The organism is Bifidobacterium sp., from assembly GCF_022640935.1.
Classification (GTDB): domain Bacteria; phylum Actinomycetota; class Actinomycetes; order Actinomycetales; family Bifidobacteriaceae; genus Bifidobacterium.
Genome location: NZ_JALCCV010000046.1, coordinates 1 through 11,595 on the forward strand (window position 1 = coordinate 1; position 11,595 = coordinate 11,595).

General features: G+C 59.4%; 8 protein-coding genes and 1 pseudogene. 7 read left to right on the forward strand and 2 right to left on the reverse strand.

Annotated features, from left to right (window positions below):
• The first annotated feature begins 101 nt into the window (after window positions 1–101).
• From purT to LKG04_RS08385, 4 genes are all read left to right on the forward strand, one after another.
• Window positions 102–1,424 carry a formate-dependent phosphoribosylglycinamide formyltransferase gene (gene purT / locus LKG04_RS08370; protein ID WP_291763797.1) on the forward strand — a complete coding sequence of 441 codons (1,323 nt, stop codon included), beginning with the start codon at window positions 102–104 and terminating at the stop codon, window positions 1,422–1,424.
• A 439-nt stretch (window positions 1,425–1,863) separates the two neighbouring features.
• Window positions 1,864–2,616 carry a phosphoribosylaminoimidazolesuccinocarboxamide synthase gene (gene purC, locus LKG04_RS08375; protein ID WP_291763779.1) on the forward strand — a complete coding sequence of 251 codons (753 nt, stop codon included), beginning with the start codon at window positions 1,864–1,866 and terminating at the stop codon, window positions 2,614–2,616.
• A gap of 352 nt (window positions 2,617–2,968) precedes the next feature.
• Complete coding sequence (locus LKG04_RS08380) at window positions 2,969–6,715, forward strand: phosphoribosylformylglycinamidine synthase (RefSeq protein ID WP_291763801.1); 3,747 nt, start codon at window positions 2,969–2,971, stop codon at window positions 6,713–6,715.
• A gap of 500 nt (window positions 6,716–7,215) precedes the next feature.
• A complete protein-coding gene (locus LKG04_RS08385; protein ID WP_291763782.1) occupies window positions 7,216–7,470 on the forward strand; it encodes a hypothetical protein in 255 nt (84 codons plus the stop codon).
• Between the two features lie 326 nt (window positions 7,471–7,796).
• Here the strand turns inward: LKG04_RS08385 and LKG04_RS08855 are convergent.
• Both LKG04_RS08855 and LKG04_RS08395 read right to left on the reverse strand, forming a co-directional pair.
• Window positions 7,797–8,006: pseudogene (locus tag LKG04_RS08855) on the reverse strand (hypothetical protein); the annotation flags it as partial.
• Complete coding sequence (locus LKG04_RS08395) at window positions 8,003–9,682, reverse strand: DinB/UmuC family translesion DNA polymerase (RefSeq protein ID WP_291763787.1); 1,680 nt, start codon at window positions 9,680–9,682, stop codon at window positions 8,003–8,005. The pseudogene LKG04_RS08855 and the gene LKG04_RS08395, both read right to left, overlap by 4 nt.
• A 178-nt stretch (window positions 9,683–9,860) precedes the next feature.
• Here LKG04_RS08395 and LKG04_RS08400 point away from each other — a divergent pair, with 178 nt between their 5' ends.
• The 3 genes from LKG04_RS08400 (at window position 9,861) to LKG04_RS08410 (ending at window position 11,447) form a co-directional block, all read left to right on the forward strand.
• Window positions 9,861–10,283 (forward strand): hypothetical protein, encoded by a 423-nt coding sequence (locus LKG04_RS08400; protein ID WP_291763789.1) that lies wholly within the window; start codon window positions 9,861–9,863, stop codon window positions 10,281–10,283.
• Window positions 10,280–10,942, forward strand: a complete 663-nt coding sequence (locus LKG04_RS08405) for a nucleotidyl transferase AbiEii/AbiGii toxin family protein (protein ID WP_291763792.1) — start codon at window positions 10,280–10,282, stop codon at window positions 10,940–10,942. The genes LKG04_RS08400 and LKG04_RS08405 overlap by 4 nt, the downstream gene beginning before the upstream one ends.
• Before the next feature lie 205 nt (window positions 10,943–11,147).
• On the forward strand, window positions 11,148–11,447 hold the full coding sequence (locus tag LKG04_RS08410) for an ArsR/SmtB family transcription factor (protein ID WP_291763794.1): 300 nt from the start codon (window positions 11,148–11,150) through the stop codon (window positions 11,445–11,447).
• Window positions 11,448–11,595: the final 148 nt, after the last annotated feature.

Here is an 11,595-nt window from a genome sequence, read left to right on the forward strand (position 1 = left end):
CCGACGCCGCCGACGGCGACCAAGCCAACGCCGCACAGCGCAAGAGCACGCGCTCCCGATACACCACATCTTCGATACACCACAGATGGCACAATGGTCGTATGAGCGAAAACAGCCTGAATCGTCCCGCCTCGACGTCCGCCACCACGCAGTCCATTTCTCCCATCTCTTCCTTGACCATCGACCGACCCCTTGGCACGCCTTTGGGTGCGAAGCCGACCCGTGTGCTGCTGCTGGGTTCAGGCGAGCTGGGCAAAGAGGTCACCATCGAACTGATGCGGCTGGGTGCATGGGTGTGCGCCGCGGACAGCTATGCCGGTGCCCCGGCGGCCCAGATGGCGCATGAGGCGCAGGTGCTCGATATGGCGGACGCGCAGAAACTCAATGCGCTCATAGCCCGCGTGAAGCCGGACATCATCATCCCTGAAGTAGAGGCCATCGCTACTGCCGAGCTGGCCAAGGCAGCCCAATCAGGCATTCAGGTGGTGCCGAGCTCCGGCATCGCCGCAATCTGCATGGATCGCGAACGGCTGCGCGTGCTGGCTCATGACGAGCTTGGCCTGCCTACGACGCCGTACCGTTTCGCCGGGTCCTTCGAGGAGCTTAGCGCCGGTGCCGAAGCCGTAGGCTACCCCTGCGTCGTCAAGCCGATTATGAGTTCCTCCGGACACGGGCAGTCGGTTGTTGACAGCTCGGAACAGCTCGAACAGGCCTGGCAGGAGGCGCAGACCGGCCGCCGAGCAGCGAACGACGGAACGGTTTCACGCGTCATTGTCGAGGCGTTGGTGCCGCTGGCCTATGAGCTGACTGTGCTCACCGTCAGCTCCCGTGCGGGCGTGGTCACCTGCGCACCCATCGGGCAGCGGCAGGATCATGGCGATTACCGCGAGTCATGGCAGCCGGCCAACGTCGATGAGGTGACGCTGGCGACAGCACAGCGCATCGCTTGCACTGCGGTGCTGGGCATGGTCGATCAGGCGCAGCGCGAGGGCGAGCGCGGCTGGGGCGTGTTCGGCGTGGAGCTGTTCGTGCTCGACAACGGCACCGTGCTCTTCAACGAGGTCTCCCCCAGGCCTCATGACACAGGCATGGTGACCATGATGTCCCAGCGCCTGAGCGAGTTCGCACTGCACGCCCGGGCCGTGCTAGGACTGCCAGTGACGCAGGAGCATTTGGATTTGACCCTGCGGCAGGGTTCGGTCGCGGCCAGCCACGCGATTGTGATCGAAGGCGAAGGCGAGGCTGTGTTCTCGAATCTGCCCGAGGCGCTGTCCGAGCCGGACACCGACCTGCGCATTTTCGCCAAGCCCGCTGTGCACGGCCATCGGCGCATGGCGGTGTCGCTGGCGACCGGCAAGGACGTTGACGAGGCGCGAGCGCGAGCCGCACAGGTGGCGGATACGCTCAACATCGCGATTGCCTGATGTTTTCATGCAATTTGTGCGCCATATCGGCTCGTTAGCCATCTTGCTCGGGTGTCTTCAAGTTGCAATGCGTACGAATTGTCCAGTTTTCGATGGTATCTGCGTTATGTGTAGCGCTAATTCACCCTTGCAGAGGTCTATCTGCGTTGTGTGAGGCGTTAATTCCTTGGCACCCTGAGTATCACTGGCCGAAAACCGCGGTTCTGAGCCACCTGATACTCGACGCTCCGGAAAATAGCGCCTCACACAACGCAGATAGACCCCCGGAGCACCTCGATAACGCTACACACAACGCAGATACCTGGTTTGTTGGGGTATAACAGCACAAAGTTCGTCGTATGCCCGGTCATCCGTGTCGTTGTAACCTCTGCTTGCTACGCTGTGAGCGTCAATTCACTGCTCCAAATCTTGTGGAAAAGACATACGCGAAAGGCGGGTCATGGAGAAACTGGAGAAGCTCTACGAGGGCAAGGCCAAGAAACTCTACGCAACCAACGATCCGGACATTCTCTGGGTCGAATACATGAATCAGGCGACCGCCGGCAACGGCGCAAAGAAAGCCCAGATCGAAGGCAAGGGCGAGCTGAACAATCACATCACCTCCGTCATCTTCGACCTGCTCAAGGCCCGGGGCGTGGAAAGCCACTTCGTGCAGCGCCTGTCCGACACCGAGCAGCTGGTGCGCCGCATGAATATGTTCCCGCTTGAGATCATCATGCGCAACACCGCCGCAGGATCGTTCGCGCAGCGCTACGGCGTCGCCGAAGGCACGGAGCTGAAGAAGCCCATCCTCGAATTCTGCGTGAAGTCCGACGAGCTGGGCGACCCCTTCATCAACGATGACGGCATCATCGCCTTGGGACTGGCCAGCGAAGAGGAGCTCGCCACGATTTCGCGTCAGGCACGCGCTGTCAACGACGCGCTGCTCGACATCTTCACGAAGATCGGCGTGCAGCTGGTCGATTTCAAGATCGAAGAGGGCAAGACCAGCGACGGGAAGATTCTCCTGGCCGACGAAATCACCCCCGACACCTGCCGCCTGTGGAACAAGGGCAGCAAGGATGGCAAGGTCGAGCATCTCGACAAGGACCTTTTCCGCAGGGATTTGGGCGACATCATCCCTGCCTACGAGGATATCTACGCACGCCTGACCGCACTGGCCAAGGACGAGGGCATCACCCCCAGCGCATGATCGCAATCGCCTGCATCCGTCAGCCTCGGGTGCAGGCGATGCTCATTTGTATGGTGTGATACCACACTGCATTGGCCGCACACCGTACGACACATTGTGGAATGAGACACTGTGGCATGAAACACTCAGTGACATACAGCGCATTGTGAAATACAACGACCAGCGAATCAGTGAAATACAACACTTGGTGAAAACCGCAAGCATCCAAAAATAATCACACAGGCATTCCGTGTATTCCGTACTCAAGCACCGACCGAAGGACAGGACAAGAGTGGCTCAGACAAACACCGCGGCACAGGCGAACGCAACAGCTCATGACAATCATGACAATGCGACCGTTTTTCGTATCTACGTGGAGAAGAAGCCAGGATTCGACGTTGAGGCGCAGCAATTGCGCAGCGAGCTCGTCACGATTCTCGGCATCACGGGCATCACCGGGCTGCGCATGATCAACCGCTATGACGTGCAAGGCATCGACGCCGCGCTGTTTGATCAGGCCGTGACGACCGTGTTCAGCGAGCCGCAGGTCGATACGGTTTCCGCGACGCTTCCTGAAATTGGCGACGATACCGCCGAAGACGCCGGCGCCTCAACCGCAGCCAGCGCCATCTTCGGCGTGGAGTATCTTCCCGGCCAGTTCGATCAGCGGGCCGATTCTGCAAGCGAATGTATCCAGCTCATCTCCCAAGGCGAGCGCCCCACCGTGCGTACGGCCAGAATCTACATCATCGCTGGCGACCTCTCCCCCGAGGATTTGTCGGCCGTCAAGCGCTATGTGATTAATCCGGTCGAATCGCGGCCAGCCTCGCTCGACCCGGTGACCAGCCTGAACGACGAGGTCAAGCAGCCCGGATCGGTCGAAATCCTCAAGGGATTCAACGAACTGGACGAACAATGTCTGGGCGATTTCCTTGCGGATCGCGGGCTGGCGATGGATCTGGCGGATGCGCAATGCTGCCAGCGCTATTTCGCCAACGAGAAGCGCGAGCCGACCATCACCGAAATCAAGGTCATTGACACGTACTGGTCCGATCACTGCCGGCATACGACCTTCGGTACGCGGCTTGACGACATCGCCTTCGACGACGACAAGGTGAGCGAGGCCTTCAACCGCTATCTTGCGATGCGCAAGGAGCTGGGCCGCGATGAGAAGCCGATATGCCTTATGGATATGGCCACCATCGGCGCGAAATGGCTTTCGGCCAAGGGTCTGCTCACCGGTCTGGACGAGTCCGAGGAAATCAACGCGTGCACCGTCAAGGTCAAGGTTGACGTGAACGGGCACGACGAGGACTGGCTGTTCCTGTTCAAGAACGAAACGCATAACCATCCCACGGAAATCGAGCCCTTCGGCGGCGCGGCCACCTGCATCGGCGGCTGCATCCGCGACCCGCTTTCCGGCCGTTCCTACGTGTATCAGGCGATGCGGGTCACCGGTGCCGGCGACCCGACCGTACCGGTAAGCGAAACATTGCAAGGCAAGCTCCCCCAGCGCAAGCTGGTGACCGGGGCCGCCGCCGGATACTCCTCGTATGGCAACCAGATCGGTCTGGCCACCGGGCAGGTGGACGAGATCTATCACCCTGGGTACGTGGCCAAGCGCATGGAGGTCGGTGCCGTGGTAGGTGCCACGCCGGCCGACCACGTGCGCCGCGAAACCCCGACTCCGGGCGACAAGATCATTCTGCTGGGCGGGCGCACTGGCCGCGACGGCATCGGCGGGGCCACAGGCGCTTCGCAGTCCTTGGACGTCACCTCGACCACCGAGCTCGGCGCCGAAGTGCAGAAGGGCAACGCCCCTGTCGAACGCAAACTGCAGCGGCTCTTCCGCCGCAAGGACGCCTGCCAGCTCATCAAGCGCTGCAACGATTTCGGCGCAGGCGGCGTGTCGGTAGCGACCGGCGAGATCGCTGACGGGCTGATCATCGATCTGGACGCGGTGCCCAAGAAGTACGCGGGACTCGACGGCACTGAGCTGGCCATATCCGAGTCGCAAGAGCGCATGGCGGTGGATGTCGCTGCTTCCGATGTGGACGAGTTCCTCGAATACGCGCGTCAGGAGAATCTTGAGGCCACGGTTGTCGCGACCGTCACCGAAGAGGCTCGCATGCGCATGAACTGGCAGGGCGACGCCATCGTTGACCTGAGTCGCGCCTTCCTCGCTTCGAACGGTGCCGAGAAGCATCAGCAGGTGCAGGTAGGGCCGAGCAGCAGCTATGCCACACCGACATCGTGGAATACCGGAACATTTGCGACGCGCATGCACGCGCTGGTGAGCGATCTGAACGTCGCCTCGAACAAGGGGCTTGGCGAGCGCTTCGATTCGACCATCGGCGCAGGCACGGTGCTGATGCCCTACGGTGGTTCGCGCCAGCTCACGCCGAGCCTGGCGATGGTGGCGAAGCTGCCGGTCTTCGGCGAAACGACCACCGCCTCGGCCATGGCGTGGGGTTTCAACCCGTACATCATGGAGCGCGACCAATTCACCGGCGCATATCTTTCCGTGGTCGAGTCGCTGTCGAAGCTTGTAGCCAGCGGGTTCAAGCGCGAGAACGCTTACCTGAGCTTGCAGGAGTACTTCGGCAAGCCCGGCACCGAGCCGAGCCGCTGGGGCAAGCCGCTGGCCGCAGTGCTTGGCGCGCTGAACGCGCAGGTCGATCTGGGCGTGGGCGCCATCGGCGGCAAGGATTCCATGAGCGGCAGCTTCGAGGATCTCGACGTGCCGCCGAGCCTGATTTCCTTCGCCGTGGCCATCGGCCCGGTGAATCACGCCACTTCGCCTGAGTTCAAGGGCGCCGGTCATCGCGTCGTGCGTATCGCACCGCGCTACGCCGCTGACGGATTGACTCCGGACACTGAGGGCCTGCTCGGGGCAATAAGCGCCGTCGAAGAGCTTATCGAAGACGGTTCCGCTCTGGCGGTGTCCACGCCGGGTTACGGCGCAAGCGCTGCGGCGCTGTTCGAGATGACCGTGGGCAACGGCATCGGGCTCGCGCTTGAGCCAAAAATCGCCGTTCATGATCTCTTCCAGCCGGAATATGGCTCGTTCTTCGTGGAGCTGGCCGATGGTGCCACGTTGCCGAAGGTGACGAACCGGGTATGCATGGGCACGATCGGCACCACGACGGCCGATTATGCGTTCCGCGCGGGCGAGGAGACCTTGAATCTCGCGCAGTTGCAGGAGGTCTGGGAGGGCGGCATCGAATCGGTGTACCCCTACCGCGCAGACGGCCCCGAGGTCGAGACAATCAGCCATGTCGCTGGACAGAGCGCACACCGTTCCGGCAAAAGCGTCGCCAAGCCGCGCGTTGTGATACCCGTCTTCCCCGGCAACAACTGCGAATACGATTCGGCGGCGGCCTTCGAACAGGCGGGTGCCGAGGTGAGCACGCTGATCATCAACAACCTCACCCCGGGCGCTGTCGCGGAATCGACCGCGCAGCTGGCGCAGGAGATATCCCGCAGCCAGATCGTCATGATTCCCGGCGGCTTCTCCGGCGGCGACGAGCCGGACGGCTCGGCCAAGTTCATCACCGCGTTCTTCCGCTCGCCACAGGTCACCGAGGCCGTGCGCGACCTGCTGAACAACCGCGACGGGCTGATGCTGGGCGTGTGCAACGGCTTCCAGGCGCTCGTCAAACTCGGCTTGGTGCCCTTTGGCGATATCGTGCCGATGACGGCCGAATGCCCGACGCTGACCTTCAACACCATCGGCCGCCACCAGAGCCGCCTCGTGCATACGCGCGTGGCTTCCGATCTCTCGCCGTGGCTGTCCAAAACCAAGGTCGGCGATACTCATACGATTGCGATATCCCACGGCGAGGGCCGTTTCGTGGCCCCGCAGCCGGTGCTCGACCAGCTCAAGGCCTCCGGCCAGATAGCGACGCAATATGTGGACGAAAACGGCGTGCCGGGCATGAGTCTGGACGTGAATCCGAACGGCTCCCTGCTCGCCATCGAAGGCATCACCAGCCCCGATGGCCGCGTCTTCGGCAAGATGGCCCACTCTGAGCGCTCCGGCGCAGGCCTGTACCGCAACGTCCCCGGTACCGAGCGCCAGCCGATCTTCGAAGCCGGAGTCGAGTACTTCACGGCGTAAGCGGGGCATTCTGCAGAGACTAAGAAATACTGTTTTGTAAATAAGGCCGGTGAGGAAGGATCACGGCATCATTCGTATGGTGCCGTGATTCTCCCTCACCGGCCTTGTTCGTTATCTCCCCGATTGCTACCGCCGAACAAACAGCACGCTCGCTCCTCCTGTCTGAAATCGTGTTCCCTCGAAGGCACTTGTCTTAGCTATAGTTGATTTTTATCCTTGAGGGATATACCTACTTATCTACAGCACGGTATGTAAAAGACAAGGATCCCTCGCAGTATTATGCGCTCGCTGATGACAACGAATGAACGACAAGAATTTTCCTAGCAATGTCCTAGTATTTCCTAGTTCACAGCGAAATCAAGGCTTGGAAACAACATGGCAGAGTGGGTATTCAAGTGTTTGCAAGGTTGGTGTCATTTCCTAGTAATGTCCTAGTATTTCCTAGTAGAAGGCTTGATGATGATCGTCCGAATGCGTTATCGGGACGGAGGAAGTACGTTATGGCTGTGATTTCTTTGACGTTGCCGGTGGACGCTGAGCTGTACAACCGCGCGGTGTTGGCAAACCCTGATGATGATGGAATCAGCGTGCTGGATGGTGCGACTGCTGCGCTGACGCAGTATTTCCGCGATAAGGCCGACGATATAGTCGCGGTGCTGCACAATACCGAAGAGTATGACGCTTATTTCGGCAAAGTTATCGAGGAGGTGGATGCGGAGGATGAGCGGCGGTCTCAGCGTGCAAATCTCGGATGAATACCTTCGTGATTTCAGGCGACTGTTGCATAGACATTGTGGCGCGGCATCGGATACCAGACATCTACTGCTCAGTCTCCATCTGTAGTTATAGTCACTTCATCTTCGTCACTAGGCTTATCCAAATCTTCTAAGGCGATGATTTCTTCAAGCGGAATTGCTGTGTGGTCTTCGAGCACAAGGGCTTTCCGTTCTCGGTCGATAAGGTGGATGACGTCTTCGGCAGTGATGTAGTCGCCGCCGTCCTTGCTGCTATCCTTGCGAAAATAGGTGATTGCCAGCCGATGATGGGATCCGCGCTGATCCAAGGCACGCTGCAGCTTCGCGTCGAGTTCGCGTTGCGCGTCTTCGTCCAACAGCACGCGCTGATGTGTTTCGCGCGCCGCTTCCATAATGATGGCGTCGTATCCGGTGAGCGCAGCGAAGGGCATGAACTGCGCGGCGCGATTGCACAGGGCCATTCGCGCGTGAGTGCGTGACTGGTGGTGCGGCATCGCGATGATGTCATCGTAGCGATGGGTTGCTTCAAGCGTCATGCGGCGTGGCCTCCTATCTGCGCGTTGCGCTTGATTCCGGTGGCACCTTCTTCCAGATCCATGCCTTTGACGATGGCGTTGCGACCGAATCGGCGTTTGACGCCAAGCATCGCACGCTGCACTTCGAGTTCGTTGCGCTGATCCTGTTCGGCTGCCCGACGCGCCGCTTCCTCCTCGTCGCCGCATGAGAACAGGTCAGGCTGCTCATAACGTTGCTCCCCTGTGCCCGATGCATACGCCGGTCGCAGCCGGCCCACGACGACGTTCATTCGGCGCACCATAAGCAGCGGGTCAGTCACGCGGTCGTAGAGTGCCATCATGGCCTCGATAATGACTTTGGATGACGAGGTGTACGAATCCAGCTTCGTCGTGCCTCGCGAGGGTTTGGGCACCTTGCGGCCAAAACGGTCCTGCACCACGGCTCGCGATGATGGCTTGCGCATGACGGCAGCGACGTCAATGCCTTCTGCGCCGACTCTCTCGACGACGGCACTTTCAGCGCTGACGCTCTCCTTATCAGTACCTTCTCTGCCAACATGACTGCCGCCAGCATGTCTCTCATCAGCAGCACGCGCTCGATCGGCACTAGTACTGGCACCCGGCGCAACATTGTTCAGCCGCTCATAGCCGACGTACAGCCCGATCTGATCGGTCTGCATCCGCTTGTCCACCATTTCCAAGACGAGCATATCGGTCATTTCCTTGATCACGAGCCGGGCATGCTTCCAGTCGTAGGGCGTTTGCAGCACCTGACCGGAGCTCATGCTGGTGGCTGCGGGCTTGTATGCCTTGACCTCCTCAATGGTGCAGGGCTCATAGCCCCACGCATGATCGATGAGCAGCTCGGCGTTGACGCCAAACATGCGGTAGAGCAAGTCCTCATTATAGTAGTCGCAAGGCCTTCCGGCTGAGCAGCGGGCTATATCCCCCATGGTGAGCAACCCGTGCGCTTCGAGTTTCTTTGCATATCCGCGCCCGACCCGCCAGAAGTCGGTCAGCGGCCTGTGCGCCCACAGCAGCTGACGATACGACGTCTCATCGAGTTCGGCGACGCGCACGCCGTCCTCATCGCCCGGAATATGCTTCGCCACAATATCCATCGCGACCTTGCTCAGGTACATATTCGTGCCGATTCCGGCTGTGGCGGTCAGCTTCGTGTCCTTTTGGATATCGTGCACTATGGCAACCGCCATCTCATGCGCGTTCATGCCCGAAGCCTTGAGATAATGGGTCACGTCCATGAACACTTCATCGACCGAATACACATGGATGTCCTGCGCCCCCACGTATCGCAGATAAATGGCATACACTTCCGTGCTGCGCTGCAGATACCGCGCCATCTTGGGCTTGGCGGCGATATAGGTCGCTTTCAGATTCGGCGATGTGCTCAGTTCATCGGCGTCGAAGGACTCCCCTTCGAGATGCCGCCCCGGAGCGTTCAGACGACGGCGCTCATTGACCTCCGCCATCTTCTGCACCACTTCGAACAGCCGAGCGCGGCCGGGAAGGCCATAGGCCTTGAGCGACGGCGAAACCGCCAAGCAGATCGTCTTCTCGGTGCGGCTGACATCGGCCACCACCAGATTGGTCGTCAGCGGATCAAGGTTGCGCTCCACGCATTCGACGGAGGCATAGAACGATTTGAGATCGATCGCGATGTAAGTACGATCTGCCATAGCTCGCCTCCTTATGCGCTCCTTCGTGGCCGGTTTTCCGATTCGGTACGTTATACAATACACAAACAGTAGAACATATGTTCGAACTCGTGTCGCGTGCAAGAACATGCGGTTTTGCCCGCAAAACAAAGAGAAACCAGTAGAATGGGTGCAGGAATCAACACATGAGGGAGGCATCATGACGCAGTACGTAAGCGGCTTGCACGCCCTCAATCTCGGAGATCGGCGCGCGACGCCGGGCGATTGGCATTATTCGTCGATGGATTGGAAACGTCCCTTCATGCTGGACAGCAGCACATCTCCGTTCGGCGAGTGGGACATCCACGAGGGTCAGGTTCCCGGCATGGGACGAGTGCCGGTGGCCGGGCATATGCGCGCCTGCGTCGACCTGATCGAGCAGGGCCAGTACGGCTCCGCGCAAGGCATGCGCGACCAGTTCCTGGACAACCCGTCCACCACCCTGCCCATCATGCAGCAGGTGTGGAAGCTGCGCGGCCGTCAGCAGTGGCCGCAGATCGACTGGCTCATGGGGCATGAGTACTACGGCCAATGGCTCGATTTCAAAGAAAAGCAACCGCAGGATGCAAAGGCGCACATATGAGCGAGGGCAATGAATCGTGGAGGACATCGCATCGCAAAGCGATCGATGCGATGCTGCGCGGCATCAATGCAGGGCCGGACAATCCCTTTATCCTCAAAGACGGAACAGCACTCATGGCATGCTACGGGCTGGATCGATTCAGCGAGGACATCGACTTGGATGGACAGCGCGCCAACGTGCCTTCAAGCCGGTTCTTCAGCATCATCGATCAGACGTGCCACATGCACGGGTATTCGTGGCGCAAGGCGAAGGACACCAGTACAGTGCGCCGCGCGTTCGTCGACTATGGCAACCCCGAACGGCCGCTGAAGATCGAGGCCAGCTTCCGGCGACGCCAAGTGCCCAGCCAGGAAACGGCTCAGGTCAATGGAATCCTCGTGTACACCATCAGCCGACTGTGCGAGCTGAAGACGGGCGCCTACCTGAATCGCGACAAGATCCGCGACCTGTACGATCTGGCGTTCATCGCCGACCGGTACTACGACCAACTCGACGAGAGCGCGAAAGCTCATCTGCAGACCGCGTTCGAGTACAAGGACCTCGAACAGTTCGACTACCTTGTGCGCACCCAATCCGACCCGCTCATCGACAACGCCATCATGGAAGACCGCTTCCTCAAGGCCCTCGATAAGCTCGGCATCATCACCGCTGACAGCTAAAAAATAACACCGCGGAATCGTTTGGCTCGATAAGCGTCAGTACGACTCTAAACCCGCAGGCATGCGGATTTACGTTCTGCAGACATTTGAAGCGTCTTGCTCTTGAGTTCATATTCGCCCCTGAAGCATCGCATTCCTCATTCGAAAACACAAACTTGCAGTGCGAACTATCGAGTTTTGGGAGTTGTTTTTGTATTATGGTTGTATGACTGTTGAACACAATGAACCCGGCGACAACGAGACGACCGCGAAGGTGTTCAAGGCGCTGTCGGACCCGGTTCGACTTGAGATCATTCGTTATCTGAAAAAGGTCGGGCGAGGCGTGACCTGCGGGGAAATCGGCAAAGTCGTTGATATCAGCAAGTCCGCAGGGTCCTATCACTTCCGCACACTGCGCGAGGCCGGCCTGATTCGCATGCACAAGGAGGCTCGGGAGAAGTATGTCACTCTCGATTACGAGGCTTTCGACAGGTACGTTACCCACTTCTTCGAGTCGCTGAGCTAGGAAGCTAAAGTCCGCGTCAGCGATGTCATCATTCCGCTTTATAGTTGAACAGTTATTTAACTATTCAAATATAGAACAGGAGTTATCCGCGATTATGCCGAATCTCAATATCGCCGCCGAAACGGCGGATGAACCCAGTCAACCCAGC

Bases quoted from the DNA above. Each gene is read 5' to 3' on its own strand.
- LKG04_RS08385 (WP_291763782.1), top strand. From the start codon at position 7,216: ATGGCTGTGATTTCTTTGACGTTGCCGGTGGACGCTGAGCTGTACAAC.
- LKG04_RS08405 (WP_291763792.1), top strand. From the start codon at position 10,280: ATGAGCGAGGGCAATGAATCGTGGAGGACATCGCATCGCAAAGCGATC.
- LKG04_RS08410 (WP_291763794.1), top strand. From the start codon at position 11,148: ATGACTGTTGAACACAATGAACCCGGCGACAACGAGACGACCGCGAAG.
- LKG04_RS08395 (WP_291763787.1), bottom strand. From the start codon at position 9,682: ATGGCAGATCGTACTTACATCGCGATCGATCTCAAATCGTTCTATGCC.
- purC (WP_291763779.1), top strand. From the start codon at position 1,864: ATGGAGAAACTGGAGAAGCTCTACGAGGGCAAGGCCAAGAAACTCTAC.
- LKG04_RS08400 (WP_291763789.1), top strand. From the start codon at position 9,861: ATGACGCAGTACGTAAGCGGCTTGCACGCCCTCAATCTCGGAGATCGG.
- purT (WP_291763797.1), top strand. From the start codon at position 102: ATGAGCGAAAACAGCCTGAATCGTCCCGCCTCGACGTCCGCCACCACG.